Consider the following 26,714-nt stretch of genomic DNA (forward strand, 5'->3'; position numbering starts at 1 on the left):
CTATGGTAGCCAATGCTGGCGCATTCGTACCCGTACACCGGTAAGCGGACGGTCGGTACAGTGGCCGGGTCAGGCGGTGACCGTGATGGCGGCAGTGTCGGACTGGCGGGCTTTGCGCACGCGGATCTCTACATGCTGGTCCAGAGAGACCAGCGCTTGCATCAGCCGCTCCAACGAGACGTTCAGCAACTTGTAGCGCCGGATCTGCGACACCTTGGGCTGGGTCATGCCGGTCAGCGTGGCAACTTCGGTTTGATTCAGGCCGCGTTGGTCGATCAAATCATTGAATTTGATGGCTAATTGGACTTTCGCGGTCAGGTCGGCAGCGTCCTCAAAACCCAGGTCGTATAAGACGTTGCGGGTGCTCGTGCTTGATTGGGTCATCGGGGGCTCCTGTTTGGGGCGTTACGGGCCAACGGCCTGATTGAATGACATACAACTGCATGCCCATGCTTTTTTGAACGGCCACGGGGAACGTCTTGAAGTCTTTCTTGGAGGAGCCTTCCCAATGCAACGCCCTAGGGCAGTCGGTTTTCATGAATATACCTGTTCGGATATATAAGTCAATCTGCCTTCTTGGCGAGAGCGGCCAAGGTAATCGGACATAGGACAATGCGGCTAGTCGTGGAAACCGAGGCCTGCCTCGGCTTTCCACGGGCTCAGAAAGCAAAAAACCCGTCGCAAGCGACGGGTTTTTGTTTAACGCGCGAGGCAGGTCAGGCGACTTCGCCTTCTTCGCCATCCTTCTTGACCGGCTTGATCAGGTCTTCGCGCTTGACGCCCATCCACATGGCCAGCGCGGCGGCGACGAACACCGACGAGTAGATACCGAACCAGATGCCGATGGTGAGCGCCATGGCGAAGTAGTGCAGGGTGGGGCCGCCGAAGAACAGCATGGCCAGCACCATCATCTGCGTCGAACCGTGCGTGATGATGGTTCGCGAGATGGTTTGCGTGATGGCGCTGTTGATCACTTCGTGCACGTCCGCCTTGCGGTACTTGCGGAAGTTCTCGCGGATCCGGTCCATGATGACCACGGATTCGTTCACGGAGTAACCCAGCACCGCCAGCACGCCCGCCAGCACCGACAGCGAGAATTCCCACTGGAAGAACGCGAAGAAGCCCAGGATGATCACCACGTCGTGCAGGTTGGCGATCACGCCGGCGACGGCGAACTTCCATTCGAAGCGGAAGCCCAGGTAGACCATGATGCCGATGACCACCACCAGCAAGGCCATCAGGCCGTTGTGCAGCAGCTCCTGGCCGACTTGCGGACCGACGAATTCCACGCGGCGCAGTTCGACGCCGGAATCAGCCGTCTTCAGCGCGGCCATGACGGTTTCGCTTTGGGTCGCCGACGTTTGGCCTTCCTGCAGCGGCAGGCGGATCATTACGTCGTGCGAGGTGCCGAAGTTCTGCACCTGGAAGTCGGTGTAGCCCAGCTTGGACACCACGCCGCGCACGTTTTCAAGCTGCGCCGTCTGGGCGTAGTTGACTTCCATGACCGTGCCGCCGGTGAATTCGATCGACAGGTGGAACCCGCGGGTCACGATGAAGAAGACCGCCAGGATGAACGTGACGAGACTGATGATGTTCAGCACCAACGCATGGCGCATGAACGGGATAGTGCGGTGAATCCGGAAAAATTCCATTTTTCGCCTTCGGTTCTTTGCTGTGGCGGACGGCTTGCGCCGCCCGCTTTATGTTCAGTTTGCCTTCGGTTTCCAGATTTCACCGATGGAGATCGTGGTGAGCTTCTTCTTGCGGCCGTAGTACAGGTTGGCCAGGGCGCGCACGCCCACCACCGACGAGAACATCGAAGTCAGGATGCCCAGGCAGTGCACCACGGCGAAGCCCCGGATCGGGCCCGAACCGAAGGCCAGCAGCGCCAGGCCCACGATGAGCGTCGTGAGGTTCGAGTCAAGAATGGTGCCCCAGGCGCGTTCGAACCCCTGATGGATGGCTTGCTGCGGCGTGGCGCCCGCCCGCAACTCTTCCCGTATCCGCTCGTTGATCAGCACGTTCGAGTCAATGGCCATGCCGAGCGTCAGCGCGATAGCGGCGATGCCTGGCAGGGTGAGCGTGGCCTGCAGCATGGACAGCAGCGCCAGCAGCAGCAGCACGTTCAGGGTCAGGCCGACCGTGGAGAACACGCCGAACAGGTGGTAGTACAGGATGATGAAGACGGCGATGGCCAGGAAACCGTACAACGTCGAATGGAAGCCCTTCGAGATGTTGTCGGCGCCCAGGCTCGGGCCGATGGTGCGTTCTTCGATGATGGACATCGGTGCGGCCAAGGCGCCTGCGCGCAGCAGCAGGGCGGTGTCGGCGGCTTCCTCGGAGCTCATGCTGCCCGAGATCTGCACCTGGCCGCCCGCGATTTCGCTGCGGATGACCGGCGCCGTGACCACTTCGCCCTTGCCGTTTTCGAACAGCAGGATGGCCATGCGCTTGCCGATGTTGTCGCGGGTGACGTCGCGGAAGATGCGAGCGCCCTTGGAATCCAGCGTCAGGTGGACGGCGGCCTGCTGCGTTTGGGAATCGCGGCCCGGCTGGGCGTCTTGCAGGTTTTCACCCGTCAGGACGACCTGGCGGCGGACCAGGATCGGACGGCCGTCGCGGTCGTTGTAGCGTTCCAGGCCGAAGGGCACGGTGCCGCCCAGCAGCGCGGCTTGCGCGGTGGGGGTGTCGTCGACCATGCGGATTTCAAGCGTGGCGGTCCGGCCCAGCAGTTCCTTGGCCTTGGCCACGTCCTGCACGCCGGGCAGCTGCACCACGATGCGGTCGGACCCTTGCTGCTGGATGACGGGTTCGGCCACGCCCAGTTCGTTGATCCGGTTGTGCAGGGTGTTGATGTTCTGCTTCAGCGCGGAATCCTGCACGCGCTGGACGGCGGCCGGGTTCAGGGCGCCCATCAGCAGCTGCTTGCCGTTTTCTTCGCGTTCGGTGAATTCCAGGTCGGGCAGGCGGGTGCGCAGGGTCGAGATGGCGCGGTCGCGATCGTCCGTGTTGGCGAAGGTGGCGGCAACGCCCATGCCCGAGCGTTCGACGCCGGCCACGTTGACCTTCTGGTCGCGCAGCACCGAACGCACGTCGGCGGCCAGCGAGTCGTAGCGGGCGGTCAGGGCGCCTTGCATGTCGACCTGCAGCAGGAAGTGCACGCCGCCGCGCAAGTCCAGGCCCAGGTACATGGGCTTGGGGGCGAACCAGCCCATCGCGCGCATCCAGGCGGGCGACGCGGGCAGCAGGTTCAGCGCCACGGTGTAGTGCGGGTCGCCGGCGACGGTGTTCAGGGATTTGTCGATCAGGTCGCGAGCCTGCAATTGCAGGTCGGTCGACGTGAAGCGGGCGCGCACGGTGCCGAGCGTGCCGTTGGTTTCGAAGAAAACCCCTTCATTGGGGATCTTGGCGTCCGTCAGGATCTGCTCGACCCGGCTCAGCATGGCCGGATCCACCTTGATGGTGGCCTTGGCGCTGGAAACCTGGACGGCAGGCGATTCGCCGTAGAAATTGGGAAGCGTGTACAGCAGGCCAATGATGACCGCGATCAGGACCGTAATGTACTTCCAGAGGGGATAGCGGTTCATTGCCGGCTACTTCATGTAAGAGTGATGAAAGGGCCGCCCGAGCGGCAAGCGCAGCGGGCGGCGGTAGGCACCATCGGACAAAAGAGCCCGACGGGGCTCCTATGGGACGCTTACAGGGCCTTGATGGTTCCCTTGGGCAGCACGGTCGAAACCGACGATTTCTGCATGATCACTTCCACCGGCTTGTCGGCCAGTTCGGAGACTTCAACAGTCACATAGCTGTCGTTGACCTTGGTGACCTTGCCGAGCATGCCGCCGGCGGTGACCACTTCGTCACCCTTGGCCAGGGCGGCGATCAGGTTACGGTGCTCTTTCTGGCGCTTCATCTGGGGACGGATCATCAGGAAATAGAGGATCACGAACATCAAGACGATGGGCAGCATGCCCATCAGCGCATTGCCTTCAGGGGCGGCGGCTTGGGCCACGACGAGGCTGGCGGTATCGATAACGGACATTGAATTCTCCTGCGTTTAAGTCTGTTTGGGTTGTTTATTGCCTGGGCTGGCCATGCCCGGATTTTCTATGCCATGAAGGATCATGGCGGGTCACGGCGAGTCACGGCCATACTTTAGCTGTGTTTTTATGCACCCATCCCCGCGCGAGCCATGGATAGGGCAAGCCGACTATTGTATCTATCTTATTGCTGGCCTTTCACTAGGGAGGGATCCCAATCAATGGGGGCGAATCCAGGATAGAAAAGCCCCTGACTGAAAAAAGGGTCCACGGCGCTCAGGCTTGCAGCCCCCGGGGGATGCATTTACCGCCGGTTAACCCGGCGGTAAATGGCCCCGGATCACTCGATGCCGCGGGCGCGGTCGGCGGCGAATTGGGCGCGCCAGGCGTCGAAGCGGCCTTCGGCGATGGCTTCGCGCATTTCCTTCATGATGGTCAGGTAGAAATGCAGGTTGTGCAGCGTATTGAGCCGTGCGCCGGTGATTTCGTTGGCGCGCTGCAGGTGATGCAGGTAGGCGCGCGAGAAATTGGCGCAGGTGTGGCATGCGCAGCTGGGGTCCAGCGGACGGGTGTCGTCGCGGTACTTGGCGTTGCGGATCTTGACGTCGCCGAAGCGGGTGAACAGCCAGCCGTTGCGGGCGTTGCGGGTGGGCATGACGCAGTCGAACATGTCCACGCCGCGCGAGACGCCTTCGACCAGGTCTTCCGGCGTGCCCACGCCCATCAGGTAGCGGGGCGCCTGGGCCGGCAGCTTGGGCGTCACGTGCGCCAGGATGCGCATCATGTCTTCCTTGGGCTCGCCCACCGACAGGCCGCCGATGGCGTACCCATGGAAGCCGATGTCCTGCAGGCCGGCCAGGGATTCGTCGCGCAGCGCTTCGTACATGCCGCCCTGGACGATGCCGAAGAGCGCGTTGGGGTTGCCCAAGCGGTCGAATTCCTCGCGCGAGCGGCGCGCCCAGCGCAATGACATGCGCATCGAGCGGGCGGCTTCCTCCACCGTGGCGGGGCGGCCGTCGATCTCATAGGGCGTGCATTCGTCGAACACCATGACGATGTCGGAATTCAGCGAGCGCTGGATGCGCATGGATTCTTCCGGCGTCAGGAACAGGCGCGCGCCGTCGATGGGCGAGGCGAATTTCACGCCTTCCTCGGTGATCTTGCGCATGCCTTGCAGGCTGAACACCTGGAAACCGCCGGAATCGGTCAGGATCGGCTTGTCCCACTGCATGAAGCCGTGCAGGCCGCCATGCTTTTCCATGATCTCCGTGCCCGGGCGCAGCCACAGGTGGAACGTGTTGCCCAGCACGATCTGCGAGCCGATCTCTTTGAGCTCGTGCGGCATCATGGCCTTGACGCTGCCATAGGTGCCGACAGGCATGAAGATGGGGGTTTCGACCACGCCGTGGTTCAGCGTGATGCGGCCGCGGCGGGCGCCGCCGTCAGTGGCGAGCAGTTCGAAGTTCAGTCCGGTCATGAGGCAGGGGATTCAATGAACATGGCGTCGCCATAGCTGAAGAAGCGGTAGCGCTGGGCTACCGCATGGGCGTAGGCGCGGCGGATCGGCTCGACGCCGGCCAGCGCCGACACCAGCATCAGCAGGGTCGACTGGGGAAGGTGGAAGTTGGTGACCAGCGCGTCCACGACGCGGTACTGGTAGCCCGGGGTGATGAACAGGCGCGTGTCGCCCTGGGCGGCGGCCAGCGGCACCCCGGGCGCCGTGCGGCCTTCGGTCTGAGCGGCGGCAGATTCCAGGGCGCGCACGCTGGTCGTGCCGACGGCGATCACGCGGCCGCCACGGGCGCGGGCGGCGGCGATGGCATCCACCGTGGCTTGCGGCACCGTGAACCATTCGGCGTGCATGATGTGGTCGGCCAGGTTGTCCACGCGCACCGGCTGGAACGTGCCCGCGCCCACGTGCAGCGTGACGAACGCGCGCTCCACGCCCAGGTCGGCCAGGCGGTCCAGGGTAGGCTGGTCGAAGTGCAGGCCGGCGGTGGGCGCCGCCACGGCGCCGGGTTCGCGGGCGTAGACGGTCTGATAGCGGTCGTCGTCGCCGGCGTCGGCCGCGTGCGTGATGTAGGGCGGAAGCGGCGTGGCGCCGTGGGCGTCCAGCAAGTCCAGCACGGGGCCGGGGAAGCGGATGTCGAACAGATCGCCCTCGCGGCCCAGCACCGTGGCGTCGAAGGCGTCGGCCAGGCGCAGCACCATGCCGGGGCCGGGCGATTTACTGGCGCGCACATGGGCCAGGACCCGGTCGGTCTCGGTGATGCGTTCGACCAGGACCTCGATCTTGCCGCCGGTGATCTTGTGGCCCGGCAGGCGGGCCTTGATGACGCGGGTGTCATTGAAGATAAGCAGGTCGCCCGCGCGCAGCAGGCCGGCCAGATCGGCGAATTGCCGGTCGTGCAGCTGGCTGGCGCCGTCCAGGTGCAGCAGGCGGCTGCCCGTGCGTTCGGCGGCAGGCGTCTGCGCGATGAGTTCGGGCGGCAGCTCGTAATTGAAATCGGAAACGGTCAGGGACTGGGTCACGCGGGTATCTGTCTGTCTGAGGGGGGGCGGCCCGGCAAAAACCGCGGGCCGCGCCGGCCGGGCCGGCTCGGGGCAACCCGATATTGTAAAGGGGACAGTTAATAGGGGCGGAACCATGGCGAAACGCCGCGTCCCGCCGTATAACTGCGTTCTACGCCGTAGCGGATCGGCGCAATGCAAAAAACGACATCCGCGTACCCAAGGAGACACCGCATGACCCCTCGTCGCACCCTGATGGCCGCCGCCCTGGCGGCCTTACTGGCTATGGGCGCCGCGCCCGCGCTGGCGCAAGTGAAGATCGGCGCCACCCTGTCCACCACCGGCCCGCAAGCGTCGCTGGGCATTCCCGAGCGCAATACCATCAGCCTGCTGCCCACCGAAATCGGCGGCGTGAAGGTCGAATACGTCGTGCTGGATGACGCGTCCGATACCACGCGGGCCGTCAGCAATTCGCACAAGCTGATCTCCGAGAACAAGGTGGACCTGATCGTCGGCTCCACCACGACGCCCAACACGATGGCCATGCTGGATACCGTGGCGACCGGCACGACGCCGGTGATCACGCTGGCCTCGTCGGCCCGGCTGATCGAACCGGTGGACGACAAGCGGCGCTGGGTGTTCAAGACGCCGCACTCCGATTCGCTGATGGCCGAGGGCATTGCGCGCCATGCCGCGGCCAATGGCGTCAAGAAGCTGGCCTTCGTCGGCTTCAACAACGCCCTGGGCGAGACATTCTGGGTGGAAATCGAAAAAGCCGCCAAGAAGCACGGCATCGAGGTCGTCGGCAAGGAGAGCTTTGCGCCGACCGACACGTCGGCCGTGGCCCAGACCCTGAAGCTGATCGGCGCAGCGCCGGATGCCGTGGTGGTCGGCGCCTCCGGCACCCCGGCCGCCATGCCGGCCCGCGACCTGCGCGAACGCGGGTTCAAGGGCAAGATCTATTTCAACCACGGCGTGGCCAATAACGATTTCCTGCGCGTGTGCGGCACGGCGTGCGAGGGCGCGTGGGTGCCGGTGGGGCCGGTGATGGTGGCCGACCTGCTGCCCGACAACAACCCCGTCAAGGCCACGGCGCAGGCCTTCGCCAAGAAGTACGAGGCCGCCAACGGCGCGGGCAGTGTGTCGCTTTTTGCCGCCTATACCTGGGACGTGGGCCTGTTGCTGCAACAGGCCATCCCCGTGGCCGTGAAGACAGCCAAGCCCGGCACGCCCGAGTTCCGGGCGGCGCTGCGCGACGCGCTGGAAAACGTCAAGAACCTGCCCACCGCGACGGGCGTGGTCAGCATGAGCCCCACCGACCATAACGGGCTGGACGAACGGGCGCTGGTGATGGCGACCGTCGCGTCCGGCAAGTGGCGGCTTCAATAAAGCGCGCGGCGGGCGGGGGCCTCCCGCCCGCAACCGTCCCAGGTTTTGTATGCTCTCGGTTTTGCAGGACTAGCAACTGGGTGGACGCAGCATGACGGGACAAGCGAAAAAGCGGGTGGGCGGGCTGATGCAATGGCTGGCCGGCGGGCTGCTGACCCTGTCGGCGGGCGCGGCTTGCGCGCAGGTCCAGGGCCTGCCGCCCAATGTGGTGAACGCCTGGAAGGCCAGCAAGCTGCCCGACAGTTCGCTGTCGCTGGTGGTGCAGGAGCTGGGCGGGCCGCGCATGGTGGCCCTGAACGCCAAGGAATCCCGCAACCCCGCGTCGGTCATGAAACTGGTCACGACGTGGGCCGCGCTATCCGAACTGGGGCCCAACTACGTCTGGCGCACCGAATTCATGACGGCGCCCGGCGCCCGGCCCGACGCCAAGGGCGTGCTGGCCGGCCCGCTGTACCTGCGCGCCGGGGGCGATCCCCAATTTCTGATGCAGGATTTGTGGGCCTTGCTGCGTGAATTGCGCCTGCGCGGGGTCAAGCAGATCAATGATCTCGTCATCGACCGCAGCATTTTCGGCCAGGTCGCCACCGACCCCGGCGCCTTTGACGGCGCTCCGGACCGCGCCTACAACGCCAGCCCCGACGCCCTGATGGTGGGTTTCGGCGCGCTGCGCCTGCTGTTCACGCCGGACCCCGCCGCCCATAAATGGGTGCCGCTGATCGATCCGCCGTTGCCCGGCCTGAAGATCGAGGGCAACGTGGAATGGAGCGACGTCCGCTGCCCGGGCCCGCCGGTGGTGACGACGGATCCGCTGATCACCCAGCAGGGCGTGACGATCCGCGTCGGCGGCAAGGTGGCCGGCTCTTGCGGCGAATTCAGCCTGTATCGCCTGGCGCTATCGCAGCCCGACTACGCCACCGAGATTTTCCGCATGCTCTGGAAAGAGCTGGGCGGCACCTTCAAGGGACAGGTCCGGGCCGGCATGGTGCCGGCGGACGCCGTGGTGCTGGCCTCGCACGATTCTCCCACCCTGGCGGAGGTGATCCGCCAGATCAATAAGCGCAGCAATAACGTCATGGCGCGCACGCTGCTCTTGACGCTGGGCGCGGAAAAGGGCCGCCGGCCGGCCACCGTGACCAGCAGCGAGGCGGTGGCCAAGGGGCTGCTGGCCAAGCAGGGGCTGGACATGCCCGAACTCGTCATCGACAACGGCGCCGGCCTGTCGCGCGAGGCCCGGGTGTCGGCCGACAGCCTGGCGTCCATGCTGACGGTGGCCTGGAATTCGCCCGTCATGCCGGAGTACATTTCGTCCTTCGCCATCGCCGGGGTGGACGGCACCGTGCGCCGCCGTCTGAAGGGCGACGGCACGGTGGGCATGGCCCACCTGAAGACCGGGTCGTTGCGCGACGTGCGCTCGATCGCCGGTTACGTGCTGGGCGCCAGCGGCAAGCGCTACGTGGTGGTCAGCATCGTCAACCACGAACAGGCGGGCGCCGTCCGCGCTTTTGACGACGCCCTCATCGCGTGGCTAGCCGATCAATAGGCCAATTTTCCTAAACCGATTACGATCCTTGGGTGCGACCCGATAGCCGACGCAAGTGTGTTGCGCTGTTCGGGTGGCGCCTGAGGCGAAAAACCCCGTCTTTTCAATATTCTGGAGTGTTACGCACATGCCTGTGCACGAAATCCGCCATCCGTTGATCCGCCATAAGCTCGGGATCATGCGTCGCGCCGACCTCAGCACCAAGAGCTTTCGAGAGTTGTCGCAGGAAGTCGGCGCGCTGCTGACTTACGAAGCGTCCAAGGACCTGCCGCTGGCGCCGGCCACCGTGGAAGGCTGGTGTGGCCAGGTCCAGGTCGAGAAGATCGCCGGCAAGAAAGTCACCGTGGTGCCCATCCTGCGTGCCGGCATCGGCATGCTGGATGGCGTGCTCAGCCTGATTCCGGGCGCCAAGGTCAGCGTGGTGGGCGTGGCCCGCAACGAAGAGACGCTCGAAGCGCACACCTATCTGGAACGCCTGGTCGGTGAACTGGACCAGCGCCTGGCCCTGATCGTCGATCCCATGCTGGCAACCGGCGGTTCGATGGTTGCCGCCATCGACCTGCTCAAGCGCGCCGGCTGCAAGGAAATCCGCGCGCTCGTCCTGGTGGCGGCGCCCGTTGGCATCGACGCCGTGCTGGCCAAGCACCCGGATGTGCATATCTACACGGCATCCATCGATGATGGCCTGAACGAGCACGGATACATCATGCCCGGGCTGGGCGATGCGGGCGACCGGATCTTCGGTACGACCCAGAAGACGGAGTGACGGTTATCGGGTGATGGGTTGCGCGCGCTGGGGGCGGTGCTGTTGCATTTGCCGCCCGCGCGCTGCACCCATCAAGCCGCCAGCCGTTGCGGGCGGCCGTCGATATGCTGGCCGAACCATTGCAATTGCGGCGCCAGGCCGGCGACTTCGCCCACGATCAGCAGAGCGGGCGACCGGATTCCGTGCTCGGCGGCCAGGCGGGGCAGGGCCTCAAGCGTGCCCGACAGTACGCGCTGTTCGGGCCGGCTGCCGTTTTCGATCAGCGCGAACGGCGTCTGCGCCGAGCGGCCATGGCGTAACAGGCGCCCGGTCAGCAGATCCAGCTGGCCCACTCCCATATAGAACGCCAGCGTCTGCCGCTCGCGTGCCAGCGCAGGCCAGTCCAGATTGTCTTCGTCCTCGCGGCAATGCGCCGTGATCAGCCGGACCGACTGCGCATGCTCGCGATGCGTCAGCGGGATGCCGGCATAGGCCGCACAGGCCAGCGCGGCGGTGATGCCGGGCACCACTTCATAGCGCACGCCATGCGCGCGCAGATATTCCAATTCTTCGCCGCCCCGTCCAAAGATGAACGCGTCGCCGCCTTTCAGGCGCACCACGCGCCGGCCCGCCTGTGCGTGTTCCACCAGCAGCGCGTGGATGCGTGCCTGGGTGGCGTGATGGTTTTCGCCGGGCAGCTTGCCGACCGGCACGCGGTCGGCATCGCGGCGCGCCAGCGACATGATGTCGTCGCTGACCAGGCGGTCATACAGAATGACGTCGGCTTCGTTCAGGGCGCGCAGCGCCTTCAGCGTCAACAGGCCGGGGTCCCCCGGGCCTGCCCCCACCAGCACCACGCTGCCGTCGGCGGGCGCCAGCGGCGCAGCCAGTGCATCGGCCAAGGCGGCTTCAGCCCGGGTGGGCTGTTGCTGGCGCAGAAATCCGGCCACGGGGCCGTCCAGCAGCCAGTCATAGAAGCGGCGGCGCGCGCCCAGGTCGGGGTGGCTGGCCCGGATGCGCTTGCGATAGGTAGCGGCCAGGCCGGCCAGTTGGCCCAGCGTGTGGTCGAACAGCGATTCGATGCGTTCGCGGATGCGGCGCGCCAACACGGGCGCCACGCCCGAGGACGAAATGGCCACGATGACGGGCGACCGGTCCACGATGGACGGTACCTGAAAGGAGGACAGTTCCGGGTCGTCGACCACGTTGGTGAAGATGCGGCGGGCGCCGGCGGCTTCGGATACGGCGGCGTTGGCAGCGCGGTCGTCGGTGGCGGCGACCACCAGCCAGACGTCGTCCAGCCAGGCAGGATCAAACCGGCCAGCCAAGTGGCGGATCCGGCCTTCGGCGGCCAGTGCAACCAGCGCCGGCGTCAGTTCCGGCGCACCCACGACGACCTCGGCCGAGGCTTCCAGCAGGGCCAGCGTCTTGCGCTCGGCCACGGCGCCACCACCCACCACCAGCACCAGCCGCTCTTTCAAGTCGGCAAAAATCGGGAAAAGCTTCATCAAATGCCCGCCCCGGGCGTACCCGGCGAAATATCAGCTGATCATAGGGAGGGGGGTACATCCCCACAACTTTTGATTTCTTGAATCCATATAGCTAAAAATCATGTAGCTAGCCTTTGCCCAGCCATTGGCTCATTTCGACGACTTCGCGGGCGACTTCCCCCAGGCGCTTCTGGCTCTGCATGGCGCGCTCACGCAACAGGCGATGCGCCTCGTCTTCGGGAATGGCGCGCGCCTTCATCAATATTCCTTTCGCCCTTTCCACCCATTGCCTGTCGGCCAGGCGCAATTGCGCGTCGCGCAATTCTTCGCGGCGAGACTTCTCCATGGCGAAGCGCTCGATCGCCACCGTCAGCAGCGGTTCGATGCGGGCCGCCGGCACGTCGCCCACGACATAGGCGGCGACACCCGCCCGCAATGCACTGCGGATGGTGTCGCGGTTGCCGTTGTCGGTGAACATCACGACCGGGCGGTCGCTGTGCTCACTGGCCACACAGACGTTTTCCAGCGTGTCGCGCCCAGGGGCGTCGCTGTCGATCAGCACCACGTCGGGGGCGGCCTCGGCGATGGCGGCGGCCAGATCCATGCCGGGCGCCATTTCAGAGACGATGCGCACGCCCGCCGCGGCAAGCGTTTGCCGCAGCGATACCGCGCGTCCTTCGCCATCGTTAAGCAGCATGACTTTCAGCATGAGATCCCCCAGATGCTTTCAATCATGCAAGTTCCGTGCCATCTCCATGGCGTGCGGGGCTCAGCGCCCGGGCACAGCCGCAGGGCGTTAGCCGCACAGGCGTGGTGCACTGCCGCATCCGGGCATGCACCAACTTGGTTCGCGTGCGGTTTCCTGAACCCAAGTGGAGGGTGCGCGACGTGGGCGTAAAGCCAGTGCTGGCGCGGGGTCCAGGCGAATGTCGGCGAAAAACCAGCGGGTTGGCACAGTGATTGCTTAAGTGGAACCAGGGGGCCAACGACGGTCGCCCGACGCAACGCGCCGCACTACGCGGCAAGGAACAACGACGTTCCGCAGCGCCAATGGACACGGTTCCATGGCGCGCGGGACGTTTTTTTTTGCCAGGAGCCATGCATGACGCCAGTGACACGTAGCCCCTCCACCCGACCCGCCGCCAGCGCGGACCTGACCGCTGACGCCGGCCGCCGCAAGTGGTTGAGCGGAACGGCGCGCGCGGTCGCGGGCGCCAGCCTGCTGTCGCTGGTCGATCCGCTGGTGCGCGCCGGCGCCTGGGCGGCGGGCACCGACGCGCCGGAAAAGACCGAAGTGAAGATCGGTTTCATCCCGCTGACTGATTGCGCCTCGGTGGTGATGGCGTCGGTACTGGGCATCGACAAGAAGTATGGCGTGACGATCACCCCGTCCAAGGAAGCCTCGTGGGCAGCGGTGCGCGACAAGCTCATGAACGGCGAGCTGGACATGGCGCACGTGCTGTACGGCCTGGTCTATGGCGTGCATATGGGCGTGGGCGGGCCGAAGAAGGATATGGCGGTGCTGATGAACCTGAACCAGAATGGCCAGGCGATCACGCTGTCGAACAAGTTGCTGCAGGCTGGCGCGCGGGACGGCGAATCGCTGGCCAAGCTGATGGCCTCGGACAAGCGCGAATACACCTTCGCGCAGACTTTCCCGACCGGCACGCACGCCATGTGGCTGTACTACTGGCTGGCGACCTACGGCATCCATCCGATGAAGGACGCGAAGGTCATCACGGTGCCGCCGCCCCAGATGGTGGCGAACATGCGCGTGGGCAATATGGACGGTTTCTGCGTGGGCGAACCCTGGGGGGCGCGCGCCATCATGGACAAGATCGGCTTTACCGCCGTGACCACGCAGGGCATCTGGCAGGACCATCCGGAAAAGGTGCTGGGCACCAGCGCGGAATTCGTGTCGCGCAACCCGAACACGGCGCGGGCCGTCACCGCGGCGATTCTCGAGGCTGGCAAGTGGATCGACGCGTCGCCCGCCAACCGGCAGAAGACGGCCGAGACCATTGCCGCCAAGTCCTATGTGAATACGGATGCCAGCGGCATCGTGGACCGCATGCAGGGCCGCTATGAAGACGGCCTGGGCAAGTCATGGACCGACGAGCACGCCATGCGCTTTTACGCGGAGGGTTCGGCCAACTTCCCGTACCTGAGCGACGGCATGTGGTTCCTGACGCAGCACAAGCGCTGGGGCCTGCTGAAAGAGCATCCCGACTATCTGGCGATGGCCAGGCAGGTCAACCGCATCGACATCTACAAGCAGGCCGCATCCGCCGCCGGGGTGGCGCTGCCCGCCAGCGAGATGCGCAGCGCCAAGTTCATCGACGGCGTGGTGTGGGACGGCAGCAACCCCGCGGCGTATGCCGACGGGTTCAAGGTCAAGGCCTGAGCGGCCGGTACAGAGAAGGGGCATGCAATGTCTACCGTAACGAATGTGGGCCGCGGCGAGGCGATGTTCGCCGCCGGGCGCGAGCGGCTGGAGTCCGTGCTGAAGGCCGTGGCGGGCCCGGTGGCCGGCTTCGCGCTGTTCGTGCTGGTGTGGCAGGTGGTGGCCATGCGGATTCCGGAGATCCCGACACCGGGCGTGACCTGGCACGCGGCCGTGGAACTGTTCTCGGATCCGTTCTATGACAACGGCCCCAACGACAAGGGCATCGGCTGGAACCTGCTGGCGTCGCTGGAGCGCGTGGCGATCGGCTTCGGGCTGGCGGCGGTGATCGGCATCCCGGTCGGGTTTGCCATCGGCCGATATGCCGCGATCAGCGCCATGTTCTCGCCCATCGTGAGCCTGCTGCGTCCGGTGTCGCCGCTGGCTTGGCTGCCGCTGGGGCTGCTGCTGTTCAAGGCGGCCAATCCGGCTGCGATCTGGGCCATTTTCATCTGTTCGATCTGGCCGATGATCATCAACACCGCGGTGGGCGTGTCGCGCGTGCCGCAGGACTACCTGAACGTGGCGCGGGTGCTGAACCTGTCGGAATGGAAGGTCACGACCAAGGTGCTGCTGCCGGCGGTGCTGCCCTACATGCTGACCGGGGTGCGCCTGTCCATCGGCACCGCGTGGCTGGTGATCGTGGCGGCGGAAATGCTGACCGGCGGTACGGGCATCGGCTTCTGGCTGTGGGACGAGTGGAACAACCTGAAGGTGGAGCACATCGTCATCGCCATCTTCGTGATCGGCATCGTGGGCTTGCTGCTGGAAACCCTGCTGGTCGCGCTGGCGCGCCGATTCACCTATACCGAGGAATAGGCCATGAAGAAATTCGTACGCATCGAACGCGTCGGCCAGACGTTCACCACCCGCAAGGGCGCCTTCGTGGCGCTGCGCGACATCGACCTGACCGTTGAACAGGGCGAGTTCATCACGCTGATCGGCCATTCGGGTTGCGGCAAGTCCACGTTGCTGAACCTGATCGCCGGGCTGACGCGCCCCACCAGCGGCGTGCTGCTGTGCGCCGAACGCGAGATCACCGGACCGGGGCCGGATCGGGCCGTCGTGTTCCAGAACCACTCGCTGCTACCCTGGCTGACCTGCTTCCAGAACGTGTACCTGGCGGTGGAACGCGTCTTTGGTGGCAAGGAAAAGCGCCCGCAATTATCTGAGCGCACGCGCGCCGCGCTGGAACTGGTGGGCTTGCTGCCGGCGCAGAACAAGCTGCCGCGGGAAATCTCGGGCGGCATGAAGCAGCGCGTGGGCATTGCGCGGGCGCTGGCGATCGAACCGGGCGTGTTGCTGATGGACGAACCGTTCGGCGCCCTGGATGCGCTGACGCGCGCGCACCTGCAGGACGAATTGCTGAAGATCGTGGCCAAGACGCGCACGACCACCATCATGGTCACGCACGATGTGGACGAAGCCGTGTTGTTGTCCGACCGCATCGTCATGTTGACCAACGGCCCGGCCGCGACCATCGGCGAGATCCTGCCCGTGCCCCTGCCGCGTCCGCGCGACCGCGTGCGGCTGGCCAACGACGCGACCTATCTCGAGTGCCGCGCAGCAGTCGTGGATTTCCTGCACCGCCGCCACGGCAATCCCGAACGGTCGCAGGCGGCGGCGCAGGCCAACGCCGTCCTGGACGCCTCGGCAGCAGCGGGCAGCGACGCCGAGGCCGCGACCCGCGCGGCCGCCTGAAGGCCAGCCACGGGGATCTTCATGGGCGCAAAGCAGAAGCTGGTGGTGGTGGGCAACGGCATGGCGGGCATCCGCACGGTAGAAGAACTGCTGGCGCTGGCGCCCGACCTGTACGACATCACGGTGTTCGGCGCCGAGCCCCACACCAACTACAACCGGATCTTGCTGTCGCCCGTGCTGACTGGCGAACGCACCTTGCAGGACATCGTGTTGAACGACGAGGCCTGGTACGCCCGCCACGGCATCCGCTTGCTGCGCAACCGCAAGGTGACGCAGGTGGACCGCCTGCGCCGCATCGTGCGCACCGATGACGGAACCGAAGCGCCGTATGACCGGCTGCTGCTGGCCACCGGCTCGAACCCGTTCATCCTGCCTGTGCCGGGCAACGACCTGGACGGCGTAGTCGCCTTCCGCGATATCGGCGATGTGAACCGGATGATCGAAGCGTCGTCGCGTTACCGGCACGCCGTCGTGATCGGGGGCGGGCTGCTCGGCCTGGAAGCGGCCAACGGATTGGCTGCGCGGGGCATGGAGGTATCGGTCGTGCATCTGGGCGAAGCGTTGCTGGACCGCCAGTTGGACACCCAGGCGTCGGCGATGTTGCGGCACAGCCTGGAGGCGCGCGGCCTGACGTTCCTGTTGGGCCGCCAGACCCAGGCGATCCTTGCAGGCGATGACGGCCGGGTTCGGGCGCTGCGTTTTGCCGACGGGCAGGAGATTGCGGCCGACCTGGTGGTGATGGCCGTGGGCGTGCGTCCGAATACCGAGCTGGCCGCAAGTTGCGGCTTGTACGTGGACCGGGGCGTGGTGGTCACCGATACCCTGCAGACCTACGACCCGCGCATCTATGCGGTCGGCGAATGCGTCAGCCATCGCGGCACCGCGTACGGGCTGGTCGCGCCCCTGTTCGAACAGGCCAAGGTCGCGGCCAATCATCTGGCCCTGCACGGCATCGGGCGCTATGAAGGCAGCCTGGTTTCGGCCAAGCTGAAGGTCACCGGCATCGATCTGTTCTCCGCTGGGGATTTCGCGGGGGGCGCACAGACGGAAAGCATCACGGTGGCCGACGCGCTGGACGGCGTCTACAAGAAGCTGGTGATCCGCGGCGACAAGCTGGTGGGCGCCTGCTTGTACGGCGATACGGCGGACGGCGCCTGGTATATGCGGCTGATCCGCGACGGCCAGGATGTCGGCGGCCTGCGCGACCAGTTGATGGCCGGCGAAAGCGCGGCGGGCGGGTAGGGGGATGGCCATGCCGTCAATCGTCCGGATTCCCGTTGTGAATGCCGAGCCCGCTGCCGAGGTGTCGTCGGTGTGCTGTTATTGCGGCACGGGCTGCGGCGTGCGCGTCCAAGTGCGGGACGGCGCCGTGTTGCGGGTTCGCGGCGACGAATCGCATCCCGCCAACCATGGAAAGCTGTGCAGTAAAGGGTTGGCGCTGGGCGACACCGTGCGCCGCGATGGCGCGCGCGTGCTGTCGGCGCAATGGCGCGAGGCGCGCGACCAGCCGATGCGGGATATTGCGCTGGGGCAGGCCCTGGATATCGCGGCGGAAAAGCTGGCCCAGGCGATCCAGTCCCACGGCCCCGACGCAGTGGGCTTCTATCTGTCGGGCCAGTTGCTGACCGAGGACTATGCCGTCTTCAACAAGCTGGCGCGCGCGCTGGCCGGTACCAACAACATCGACACCAATTCCCGCCTGTGCATGTCAAGCGCGGTGTCGGGCTACAAGCGCACGCTGGGTGCGGATGCGCCGCCCGCCTGCTATGAAGACCTGGAGCTGGCGGACACCGTGCTGATCGCCGGCTCCAACATGGCCTACGCGCATCCGGTACTGTTCCGCCGGCTGGAGGTGGCGCGCGCGCGACGCCCGGGCATGAAGGTGGTTGCGGTGGATCCGCGGCGCACGGACACCACCGCGTTCGCGGACCTGCACCTGCCGATTGCGCCGGGCACCGACGTCGCCCTGTTCCACGCCATGCTGCATGTGATGGTGCGCGAGGGCCTGGTGGACCGCGGCTATATCGAACGCCACACCGAAGGTTTCGAAGCCTTGCTGGCGCGCGTGGAGGCTTTCCCGCCAGAAGAGGCGCAACGCATTTGCGGCGTGCCCGCCGGCGACATCATCCAGGCGGCGCGTTGGTTCGGCAGCGCGGGTGCGGCGCTGTCGCTGTACACGATGGGGCTGAACCAGTCGACCCGCGGCACCGACAAGAACGCTGCGCTGATTCATCTGCATCTGGCGACGGGCCAGATCGGCAAGCCGGGTGCCGGACCGTTTTCGTTGACGGGGCAGCCCAACGCGATGGGCGGCCGCGAGGCCGGCGGCATGGCCACCTTGCTGCCGGGCCATCGCGATCCCGGTTCCGCCGCGGATCGCGCCGACGTGGCCGCCCTGTGGGGCGTGGACCGCCTGCCCGAGGCGCCGGGCACCCCCGCGTTGGACATGTTCGACGCGGTGCTGGACGGGCGCATCAAGGTGCTGTGGATCGCGGCGACCAATCCCGCGCAGTCGTTGCCGGACCAGGCCCGGGTGCGCGCAGCGCTTGCGCGCGCCGAATGTGTCATCGTGCAAGAGGCGTTCGCGGGCACCGAGACCCTGGCCTGGGCCGACCTCGTGCTGCCGGCGGCGACGTGGCCGGAGAAATCCGGCACGGTGACGAATTCGGAACGGCGCATCAGCCGGGTGCACGCGGCGATCGATCCGCCTGGCGACGCGCAGCCGGACTGGCGCCTGGCGCAGGCCGTGGCACTGCGGCTGGCCGCCCGTATCGCGCCGGACAAGGCGGCGCGGTTCGCCTATCGCGATGAAAGCGAGGTGTTCGTTGAGCACGTCCGCATGACGGCGGGCCGCGACTTGGACTACAGCGCGCTGGACTACGACGTCTTGCGCCGCGACGGACCGCAGCAGTGGCCCTATCGCCCGGGGCAGGGCACGGCGCGCCTCTACGCCGATGGCGTCTTCTCCACGCCCAGCGGGCGCGCGCGCTTTTGCGATGTGGACTATCTGCCGCCCGCCGACGCGGTCACGCCGGCATTCCCGCTGCAGTTGACGACCGGCCGCTTGCGTGACCACTGGCACACCATGGCGCGCACGTCGCTTGCCCGCGTGCTGACGCAGCATGTCGAAGAACCTTGGGTGTCGCTGCATCCGGACGACATGCGGCAGTTGTTGCTGGAGTCCGGCGCGCTGGCGCGGCTGCGTTCCCGGCGCGGCAGCGTGGTGCTGCCGGTGAAGGAGGACGATAGCGTGCAGCGCGGCCATGCCTTCTTGCCGATGCATTGGGGCAGCGCGTTCATGGCGGGCTTGGGCGTCAATGCGTTGACCAGCCCGGCCACGGACCCGGTGTCGCATCAGCCTGAATTGAAGTTCAGCGCGATCTGCGCCGAACCTGCCCGCCTGGTGTGGCAGGCGGCGGGCTGGACTCAAGGTGATGCGGCGGCGCTGCGCGTGCGCCTGGCGCCCTGGCTGCGGCGCTTTGAGTACGCCGTGGTGCTGCCCGTTGGCGCAGGCGGCGTGCGGATCCGGCTGGCGGCTGAGACGGTGCCGGCGCCTGCGCTTTTGGCGGAGCTGGCGGATGCGCTGGGCCTGACGCGCGCCGAGGTCGCGTTCGATGATCCGGCACGGGGCAGGATGCGCCGCGTGGCAGCGGGGCAGGGCGTTGTGCGCGCTTTTCTGCTGACGGGCGATCTGCGGGCGCAGGACGCGCTGCTGTCCTGGGCGGCGGGGGGCGACGCGCCGGCCAGCGTTTCCGGCCTGCTGACGGGCCGGATCGCGGGCGCGGCGCGGTCGCGCACGGTCTGCGTCTGCGTGGGCGTGAGCGAAGCGGCAATCCTGGCGGGCATCGAGCGCGGTTGCGACCTTCTGGCGCTGAAATCCACGCTGGGTTGCGGCACGGGCTGCGGTTCGTGCGTGCCGGAAATTCAGTCGCTGATTGCCCGGATACCGGCCGCCGCGGTGGCGGCGTAGGCGGGCGGCCCCCCTTTGGCGCGGTCACGAGTGGACATACGCCGGGCACGGCAACCGGTGTAGTATCAAGCCAGCCGTCGCGCATAGCGGACGGCGCTATCTGATTTCTGGAGTGGCTTGAACGATGCGAAAAATGGCATCCCTGATTTTGGCGGCCGGCACACTGGGCGCGGCCGCTTCGGCGCAGGCCGGCGTTTGCGATGCGCAGTTCATGCATGATGGCGGCGCGGTGCAACTGACCGGCTCGGGCAATCTGTCGCTGGGCGCCGACCTGACCTTTGCTGAGGTTACAAAAAGCAATGGCGACAACTGCCGCGCGCGCGTGCAGGGCGTGGCGACTTTCAGCTATGCCGGCTTGCCGCCGGGCAAGTCCAAACTGGACTACCTGATGACGGTCAAGGGCGGCCAGGCCACCTTCTTGAAATACGCCAGCGCCGGCGAGGCCCCCAAGCCTTCCGAAGGCCAGTTCGACCTGCGCATGCTGGGCCTGTTCGCTTACGACGGCAAGCTCAACGCCGGCCAGAAATTGCCCGGTTCGTCGTTCCGCCTGAAGATCGGCAAGGAAGCGCCGGTGGGCGGCCAGCCCAGCACCACGGTGCGCATTGGCGAGAAGACCGTCGGCCAGAAGACCGCGGTGAACACCGCGCTGGGCCAGCAGTCCTGTCATCCGATCTCGTATACGCGCAACTCGGATCCCACGATGGCCACCTTCCAGGGCCTGACCATTCCGATCCCCGGCATGAACACCACCGTGACCGACTGGTACTGCCCCGCGGTGAATCTGGTGATGAAGCAGGACATCGATCAGGGCGGTGTGAAATCCGCAGTTGAAATTACGCAGATCAAGTAGCACACGGTAGCAAGCACGCCATGCAGCGGGCATGGTGGCTGGTATGATGGTTTTGTCATAGACACACAACAGGAGCTCAAAAAATGGCCACGAGAAAATCCGAAGAAGTCGCAAAAGAAAAACTCATCGACAGTGTCAAGACCAGTTTGAATGACGCGGAAAACCTGCTGCGCGAAGCAGCCGGCACCACCGGCGACAAGGCAAACGAATTGCGCGACCGCGCCATGACTTCGCTCAAGCGTACGCGCGAAGCCCTCTACGAGGCGCAAGACGCCGTGCTCGAACGCGGCCGCAAAGCCGCCCGCGCCACGGACGACTACGTGCATGACAATCCCTGGCAAGCCATCGGCATCGCAGGCGTGACCGGCCTGCTGCTCGGCTTGCTGATCAGCCGCCGCTGATAAGGCTTGAACGTCCGGGCGGGCGGCGTCGGCTTCGTGCCGCGTTGCCCGCCCGGCGTTCTTGACGCCATGGGTCTACGAAAATCTGTTTTCGGCGTCGCGTCCAGCCTGGTCGGGCTGTTGCGCACGCGCCTGGAGTTGCTGACGCTGGAGGCCGCCGATGAAAAGGCGCGCCTGCTCAAAGTGCTGGGCATGGCCTTTGCTGCGCTGCTCTTCCTGACGTTGGCGGTGCTGGTGTTCACCGTGACGGTGGCGGTGCTGTTCTGGCCTACGGAAGATCGCTATCTGGCCCTGGGCCTGTTGGCGGCCTTCTACGGCATCGTCGGCATCGGCCTGCTGCTGGCGGTACGCCACGCGCTGGTCTATGGCGCGCCGCCGTTCGCGGCGACCTTGGAAGAGCTGGGCCGCGATGCGGAACTGCTGGACCGGATCCGCGATGCGCAAGACGATGACGTACCGGCCGCGCGTCGGCGCGAGGAGGGCTGAGTCATGTCAAAAAGGTCTCCTACCGTTGATCGCGCTGTCCGCATCGAATTGCTCCGCGCCCGCGCAGCGATCGAACGCGAATCGTTGGCGCAAAGCATCGTCAGCACCAGCCACAAGCTGGAGCCGGCCTCGATCATCCGGGGCTTGCTGCCCCGACTGGCCTCGGGCGGCGCCTCGCGCTGGGCCTTGCAGGCCATCACGCTTGCCCGTCGTTATCCGCTGGTCAGCTCGTCCTTGTCCACCCTGCTCATGCGCGGTGGCAAGGGGTTCAAGCTGCTCAAGATCGCCGGCGGCGCGCTGGTCGGCTGGCAGGTGTACAAGCTGTGGCAAAGCTCAAGAGAGGGCGGGGAATAAGGCTCGCGTTGGCAGCAACGCGTTCTGTACCCACCCCATAAAAACCCCGCCTTGCCGGCGGGGTTTTTTATTTGCACGGGCCGTTTGGGGCCGTCGGCTTTAAAGGCCCAACTGACCCCACAGGTCGTCCACGCGCTTCTTGACGTCGGCGTCCATGGTGATGGGCGTGCCCCATTCGCGGTTGGTCTCGCCGGGCCATTTGTTGGTGGCGTCCAGGCCCATCTTGCCGCCCAGCCCGGAAACGGGGGAGGCGAAGTCCAGATAGTCGATGGGGGTGTTTTCAACCAACAGGGTGTCGCGCACGGGATCCATGCGGGTGGTCATCGCCCACACCACTTCCTTCCAGTCGCGCGGGTTGATGTCTTCGTCAACCACCACGATGAACTTGGTGTACATGAACTGGCGCAGGATGCTCCACAGGCCAAACATGACGCGCTTGGCGTGCCCCGCATATTGCTTGCGGATCGACACCACCGCCAGCCGGTAGCTGCAGCCTTCGGGCGGCAGGTAGAAATCCACGATTTCCGGCAGTTGGCGACGCAGCAAGGGCACGAACACTTCGTTGAGCGCCACGCCCAGCACGGCGGGTTCGTCCGGCGGCTTGCCGGTGTAGGTCGAGTGATAGATGGGGTTGCGGCGCATCGTGATGCGCTCGACCGTGAACACCGGGAACCAGTCCTGCTCGTTGTAGTAGCCGGTGTGGTCGCCGTACGGGCCTTCCAGCGCCATTTCGTAATCGCTTTTGGGCGGCGGGTTGACGCCCTCGGGCACCACGGGCTTCACGGCGCGCGGGTCCGACGACGGCAGCAGATGCCCCTCCAGCACGATCTCGGCCCAGGCGGGCACCGACAGGTTGCTGCCCAGCGCTTGCGCCACTTCGGTGCGCGAACCGCGCAGCAGGCCGGCGAACTGGTATTCGGACAGGCTGTCGGGCACCGGGGTGACGGCGCCCAGCGTGGTGGCGGGGTCGGCGCCCAGCGCGACGGCGATGGGGAAGGGCGTGCCCGGATTGGCCAGTGCGTGGTCGCGGAAGTCCAGCGCGCCGCCGCGGTGCGACAGCCAGCGCATGATCAGCTTGTTCGGCCCCAGCAGTTGCTGGCGGTAGATACCCAGGTTCTGCCGCTTGGCATTGGGGCCGCGCGTGATCACCAGGCCCCAGGTCAAGAGCGGGGCCACGTCGCCGGGCCAGCACGTCTGGATAGGCAGGCGGGTCAGGTCCACGTCTTTGCCTTCCCAGACGACTTCCTGGCAGGCCGGGCTTTTGACGTTCTTGGGGCTCATGTCCCACAAGGCCGCCTTCAGCATCGACACCTTGGCCAGCGCGTCGCGCAAGCCCTTGGGCGCCTCGGGTTCGCGCAAGGAAGCCAGCAGTTCGCCGATATCGCGCAGCGCGCTGACGTTGTCGGCGCCCATGCCGCGGGCCACGCGCGAGGGCGTGCCGAACAAGTTGGTAAGCACCGGCATCTGTGCCGGCTTGCCGTCATGCTGGGCGTTTTCGAACAGCAGGGCCGGGCCCTCGGCACGCAAGACGCGGTCGGAAATTTCGGTCATTTCCAGCCGGGTGGACACCGGCGCGGCAATGCGTTTGAGGTCGCCCATCCGTTCAAGTTGAGCGAGGAAGTCTCTAAGGTCGCGGTATTTCACTACAGATCCCAGCGATTTGGTTACATTTTGGGGTGAAAGAGAGGTTAACATTGACTCCCTCTTTTTCACGCAGGAGGTTTTTATGCCCGATGCGTCAGTGGCCAGCCTGTTCAGGAACATGGCCCAAGGAGTGCACGAATATCTTGCCGAGTCCTTGCGTATCTGCTCAGTCTATCTGGGCATCGCGGTGATTGTGACGGTAAGCATGGGATTTGCCCTGCCTGGTTTGCGCGATCAGGCATTGCAAGTGCACAAAGCCTTGTTGACCGCCCTAGCGCCTTCATCCATGCAATCCGGCACCGAATCCGATGTCGGTTCCGAATTGGGTTCCGACACTGCGTCGGCAATTGCCATGGCCGTTCCAACCGCTCCCGCCAGCAATGCCACCGGCATGCTGGGGCCAGCCCGCGTCGCGCCGCCGGTACCGAAGAAACCCGCCACCGTGGCGACCGGACCGCAGGCCGAAGCGTTGCGCAACTATATCTCGCGCAAGTACAAGGTGGCGTATGACGCCACCGGTCCGCTGTTGAATACCGTGTACAAGGTCAGCCGCGAAAAGCAGCTTGACCCCTTGCTGGTCCTGGCCGTGATCGCCATCGAATCCCGCTATAACCCCTTGGCCGAAAGCCACGTGGGTGCGCAGGGCCTGATGCAGGTCATGACCAGCGTGCACCAGGACAAGTTCGACGCCGTCGGCAAGACCGCGCTGGACCCGGTCGCCAATATCGGTGTCGGGGCCACGATCTTGCGCGACTGTATCAACCGCCGCGGTTCCATCGACGGCGGCCTGGCCTGCTACGTGGGTTCCACGGGGCCGGACGACAACGGCTACGGTGCCAAGGTGCAGGCTGAACGCCGGCGCCTGGCGCTGGCTTCAGGCATCGCGCTGGCCCGGGACTGATCCGGCGGCGATTTTTGACAGCCAGGCAGGACCACAATGCGCGCTCCATCGGAGCGCGCATTGTTTTTGGCTTAGCGCTGCAGCCATTTGCCCATGCGGGCCACCGCCTCTTCCAGCCGGTCCAGGCCCGTGGCGTAGGAAAAGCGCATGGTGTGGCCGCCGTGGGCCGGCCCGAAGTCCAGCCCCGGCACGGCGGCAATCCCGGCTTCCAGCAGCAGGCGCTGCGAGAAGGTGCCGCTGTCCATGCCCAGATTGCTGATGTCGGCGTAGATGTAGAACGCGCCGTCCGGCTTGACCGGCACCTGGATGCCCAGCCGTTCGAATTCGGGCAGCAGGTAGTCGCGGCGTTGCTTGAAGGCTTCGCGGCGATGCTCGAAGGTCTTCATCGCCTGGTCCGTGAAGCAGGCCAGGGCGCCATGCTGGGCCAGGGTGGGCGCGCAGATCTGCAGGCTGGCGGCGATCTTCTCCACCGGCGCCACCATGTCTTCGGGCACGATCATCCAGCCCAGGCGCCAACCCGTCATGTGGAAATACTTCGAGAAGCTGTTGATGACGATGATGTCATCGTCCAGGGTCAGCGCGGAACGCGGTTCGCCCTCGTAAGAGAGGCCAAGGTAGATTTCGTCGACGATCGCGAAGCCGTCGCGCGCGCGGACCTCAGCCAGCAGATCGGCCAGTTCGTCCGGGGCGATCGACGTGCCCGTGGGGTTGCTGGGCGACGCCACCATGACGCCTTGCGTGGCGGGGCTCCAGTGCTGGGCCACGTCCTGGGCCGACAGCTGGAAGCGCTTTTCCGCCGAACTGGGGATCAGGCGCGGCACGCCGCCTGCGGCCAGCACGAAATTGCTGTTGGCGGGGTAGGACGGGTCCGGCATCAGCACTTCGCCGCCGCTGTTGACCAGCGCCGCGCAGGCCAGCGTCAGGGCGCCCGAGGCGCCTGCGGTGACGATCACGCGGGCCGGATTGATCGTGGCGCCGAATTTGTCATGGTAGAACTGCGCAATGGCTTCGCGAAGCGGCGTCAGGCCCGCGGGGGGGCTATAGCCGCTCAGGCCGGCGCGGGCCGCGCGCTCCAGCGCTTCCACGACCTGAGGGGGCGCGGTAAAGTCCGGTTCGCCGATGCCCAGGCTGATAATGTCCTTGCCAGCCGCCTGCAGCGCTTGCCCCTGCTTGAAGAGTTCCACTGCGTGGAAAGTCAGAAAATCATGGGTGCGCGTGGCGAGGCGAGGCATTGGATTCTCGAAAGCGTTTTGTAGCGGAAAAAGGAATTGTAGTCATGCAGCCATCCCGGCGCGCTTTCCTGCTTGGCCGCAGGCCGGTCCAGACCCCGTGGGCGGCCTTCATGCAGCGTCTGAAGCTGCTGTGCCAGGGGCAGGTCCAGGATCTGGGCGAAGACGGGCCCGGCGGAGCGCAGGCCATTTTGACCCCGTCGCGCGACGCCGATGTCGCGCATGCCCGCACGCTGTGCGCGGAGTACCGCATCGTCATGGCGCTGGAAGGCGCAACCGGGCCCTACGCGCCGATGGCGGGCCCGCGCCTGCGGATCGACCCGTCGCACATGGCGGGCCTGGCCCGGTTGGCTGGCGAGACGCCACGCTGGCGGGCCCAGCCGGGTGTCCCGCTGGCGGCGCTGACCCAGGCCGGACTGCGGCAGTTCGCCGGTTTTCCCGGCGCCATGACGCTGGCCGAATGGCTGGCCGCGCCCGCACCCTGGCCCGCCGGGCAATGCGCGGCGTCGGGCGTGCTTTCGGTGGAGGTGATGCTGGCCGACGGCATCGAAGAATGCCTGGGGCCGTTCGGCGAAGCCGACGTGCAGCCGCTGCGCTCGGCCACGGTGCAAAGCCTGGTGCCCGAGCTGTTCAAGCTGGCCTCTGGCGGGGACGCCTTCGCGACCCACGACGGCCATCACTGGCTGGGCCGCTACCGGCTGGACGCCTTGAAGCCCGAAGCGCCGGCCACCGTGAACCTGGCGCACCTGCTGCTGGGGCATGGCGGCACGCTGGCCTGGGTGCAAAGCGTGACGCTGACCGACGCGCCGGCGTTCGCGGCGTCGGGCCCGGAGGCGGAATCGCCCGGGCTGGCGACGGTCCGGCTGGACGGGCGCGTCAAGGCGCTGTTCGACCCCGATGGTCGTTTTCCCTTATTCCTGCCTCGTGAAACCTGACATCATTTCAGCTTGCTGTAAGATTTCGCCGCTCGTCCCCAATAAGAGGAAAGGCGTCGCGGACGTATCGCGCCGCCCGTCATGG

The 26,714-nt window shown here is 66.0% G+C and carries 23 protein-coding genes and 1 pseudogene; 14 read left to right on the forward strand and 10 right to left on the reverse strand.

Features of this window, described 5'->3' with window-relative positions; translation table 11 throughout:
- Positions 1-69 precede the first annotated feature (69 nt).
- The 6 genes from AC3WMU_RS17670 to queA all read right to left on the reverse strand — a co-directional run bounded on the left by AC3WMU_RS17670 (position 70) and on the right by queA (position 6,572).
- The gene (locus AC3WMU_RS17670; protein WP_006222710.1) at positions 70-384 is read right to left on the reverse strand and encodes a helix-turn-helix domain-containing protein; all 315 of its coding nucleotides are present in this window, start codon (positions 382-384) and stop codon (positions 70-72) included.
- A 332-nt stretch (positions 385-716) separates the two neighbouring features.
- Positions 717-1,652 carry a protein translocase subunit SecF gene (gene secF / locus AC3WMU_RS17675; protein WP_006222711.1) on the reverse strand — a complete coding sequence of 312 codons (936 nt, stop codon included), beginning with the start codon at positions 1,650-1,652 and terminating at the stop codon, positions 717-719.
- 54 nt (positions 1,653-1,706) lie between these two features.
- Entirely contained in the window at positions 1,707-3,587 is a 1,881-nt protein-coding gene (gene secD / locus AC3WMU_RS17680) for a protein translocase subunit SecD (RefSeq protein ID WP_006222712.1), read from the reverse strand.
- Between the two features lie 110 nt (positions 3,588-3,697).
- Positions 3,698-4,042, reverse strand: a complete 345-nt coding sequence (gene yajC / locus AC3WMU_RS17685; protein WP_006221220.1) for a preprotein translocase subunit YajC — start codon at positions 4,040-4,042, stop codon at positions 3,698-3,700.
- A gap of 338 nt (positions 4,043-4,380) precedes the next feature.
- Positions 4,381-5,517 carry a tRNA guanosine(34) transglycosylase Tgt gene (tgt, locus tag AC3WMU_RS17690; RefSeq protein ID WP_006222713.1) on the reverse strand — a complete coding sequence of 379 codons (1,137 nt, stop codon included), beginning with the start codon at positions 5,515-5,517 and terminating at the stop codon, positions 4,381-4,383.
- Positions 5,514-6,572, reverse strand: coding sequence for a tRNA preQ1(34) S-adenosylmethionine ribosyltransferase-isomerase QueA (gene queA / locus AC3WMU_RS17695; protein WP_006222714.1), 1,059 nt, complete (start codon positions 6,570-6,572; stop codon positions 5,514-5,516). The genes tgt and queA overlap by 4 nt, the downstream gene beginning before the upstream one ends.
- A 213-nt stretch (positions 6,573-6,785) precedes the next feature.
- Here queA and AC3WMU_RS17700 point away from each other — a divergent pair, with 213 nt between their 5' ends.
- The 3 genes from AC3WMU_RS17700 to upp all read left to right on the forward strand — a co-directional run bounded on the left by AC3WMU_RS17700 (position 6,786) and on the right by upp (position 10,246).
- Positions 6,786-7,940: an ABC transporter substrate-binding protein gene (locus tag AC3WMU_RS17700; RefSeq protein WP_006222715.1), complete on the forward strand. Its 1,155-nt coding sequence runs from the start codon at positions 6,786-6,788 to the stop codon at positions 7,938-7,940.
- 91 nt (positions 7,941-8,031) lie between these two features.
- Positions 8,032-9,480: a D-alanyl-D-alanine carboxypeptidase/D-alanyl-D-alanine endopeptidase gene (gene dacB / locus AC3WMU_RS17705; protein ID WP_088591155.1), complete on the forward strand. Its 1,449-nt coding sequence runs from the start codon at positions 8,032-8,034 to the stop codon at positions 9,478-9,480.
- Between the two features lie 127 nt (positions 9,481-9,607).
- Positions 9,608-10,246, forward strand: coding sequence for a uracil phosphoribosyltransferase (gene upp, locus AC3WMU_RS17710; protein ID WP_006222717.1), 639 nt, complete (start codon positions 9,608-9,610; stop codon positions 10,244-10,246).
- A gap of 71 nt (positions 10,247-10,317) precedes the next feature.
- On the opposite strand, the gene cysG is transcribed toward upp, so the two are convergent.
- Both cysG and AC3WMU_RS17720 read right to left on the reverse strand, forming a co-directional pair.
- Positions 10,318-11,733 (reverse strand): siroheme synthase CysG, encoded by a 1,416-nt coding sequence (cysG, locus tag AC3WMU_RS17715; RefSeq protein WP_006222718.1) that lies wholly within the window; start codon positions 11,731-11,733, stop codon positions 10,318-10,320.
- Between the two features lie 109 nt (positions 11,734-11,842).
- Positions 11,843-12,424 (reverse strand): ANTAR domain-containing response regulator, encoded by a 582-nt coding sequence (locus AC3WMU_RS17720; protein ID WP_006222719.1) that lies wholly within the window; start codon positions 12,422-12,424, stop codon positions 11,843-11,845.
- Between the two features lie 393 nt (positions 12,425-12,817).
- On the opposite strand from AC3WMU_RS17720, the gene AC3WMU_RS17725 reads away from it, so the two are divergent.
- The 9 genes and pseudogenes from AC3WMU_RS17725 (at position 12,818) to AC3WMU_RS17765 (ending at position 21,920) form a co-directional block, all read left to right on the forward strand.
- Positions 12,818-14,119: a CmpA/NrtA family ABC transporter substrate-binding protein gene (locus tag AC3WMU_RS17725; RefSeq protein WP_006222720.1), complete on the forward strand. Its 1,302-nt coding sequence runs from the start codon at positions 12,818-12,820 to the stop codon at positions 14,117-14,119.
- Between the two features lie 27 nt (positions 14,120-14,146).
- Positions 14,147-14,977 (forward strand): nitrate ABC transporter permease, encoded by an 831-nt coding sequence (gene ntrB / locus AC3WMU_RS17730; RefSeq protein WP_280029667.1) that lies wholly within the window; start codon positions 14,147-14,149, stop codon positions 14,975-14,977.
- A gap of 3 nt (positions 14,978-14,980) precedes the next feature.
- Positions 14,981-15,859: an ABC transporter ATP-binding protein gene (locus tag AC3WMU_RS17735; protein WP_006222722.1), complete on the forward strand. Its 879-nt coding sequence runs from the start codon at positions 14,981-14,983 to the stop codon at positions 15,857-15,859.
- Between the two features lie 21 nt (positions 15,860-15,880).
- Positions 15,881-17,197: pseudogene (locus AC3WMU_RS17740) on the forward strand (NAD(P)/FAD-dependent oxidoreductase); the annotation flags it as partial.
- Positions 17,112-19,829, forward strand: coding sequence for a nitrate reductase (locus AC3WMU_RS17745; protein WP_492282749.1), 2,718 nt, complete (start codon positions 17,112-17,114; stop codon positions 19,827-19,829). The pseudogene AC3WMU_RS17740 and the gene AC3WMU_RS17745, both read left to right, overlap by 86 nt.
- A 124-nt stretch (positions 19,830-19,953) precedes the next feature.
- Complete coding sequence (locus tag AC3WMU_RS17750) at positions 19,954-20,679, forward strand: hypothetical protein (protein ID WP_035212345.1); 726 nt, start codon at positions 19,954-19,956, stop codon at positions 20,677-20,679.
- An 83-nt stretch (positions 20,680-20,762) separates the two neighbouring features.
- A complete protein-coding gene (locus AC3WMU_RS17755; protein ID WP_006222726.1) occupies positions 20,763-21,080 on the forward strand; it encodes an ElaB/YgaM/YqjD family protein in 318 nt (105 codons plus the stop codon).
- Between the two features lie 69 nt (positions 21,081-21,149).
- Complete coding sequence (locus AC3WMU_RS17760) at positions 21,150-21,566, forward strand: phage holin family protein (protein WP_035212457.1); 417 nt, start codon at positions 21,150-21,152, stop codon at positions 21,564-21,566.
- Positions 21,567-21,569: 3 nt separating this feature from the next.
- A complete protein-coding gene (locus tag AC3WMU_RS17765) occupies positions 21,570-21,920 on the forward strand; it encodes a hypothetical protein (protein WP_006222728.1) in 351 nt (116 codons plus the stop codon).
- A gap of 99 nt (positions 21,921-22,019) precedes the next feature.
- On the opposite strand, the gene ubiD is transcribed toward AC3WMU_RS17765, so the two are convergent.
- Positions 22,020-23,564: a 4-hydroxy-3-polyprenylbenzoate decarboxylase gene (gene ubiD, locus AC3WMU_RS17770; RefSeq protein WP_006222729.1), complete on the reverse strand. Its 1,545-nt coding sequence runs from the start codon at positions 23,562-23,564 to the stop codon at positions 22,020-22,022.
- 82 nt (positions 23,565-23,646) lie between these two features.
- Between ubiD and AC3WMU_RS17775 the strand changes: the two genes are divergently transcribed.
- On the forward strand, positions 23,647-24,465 hold the full coding sequence (locus tag AC3WMU_RS17775; RefSeq protein WP_006222730.1) for a lytic transglycosylase domain-containing protein: 819 nt from the start codon (positions 23,647-23,649) through the stop codon (positions 24,463-24,465).
- 71 nt (positions 24,466-24,536) lie between these two features.
- Here the strand turns inward: AC3WMU_RS17775 and AC3WMU_RS17780 are convergent, their stop codons facing one another.
- Complete coding sequence (locus AC3WMU_RS17780; RefSeq protein WP_006222731.1) at positions 24,537-25,697, reverse strand: pyridoxal phosphate-dependent aminotransferase; 1,161 nt, start codon at positions 25,695-25,697, stop codon at positions 24,537-24,539.
- 44 nt (positions 25,698-25,741) lie between these two features.
- Here AC3WMU_RS17780 and AC3WMU_RS17785 point away from each other — a divergent pair, with 44 nt between their 5' ends.
- Entirely contained in the window at positions 25,742-26,629 is an 888-nt protein-coding gene (locus AC3WMU_RS17785; protein WP_424625154.1) for an FAD-binding oxidoreductase, read from the forward strand.
- Positions 26,630-26,714: the final 85 nt, after the last annotated feature.

The organism is Achromobacter sp. FW305-C-13, from assembly GCF_058783475.1.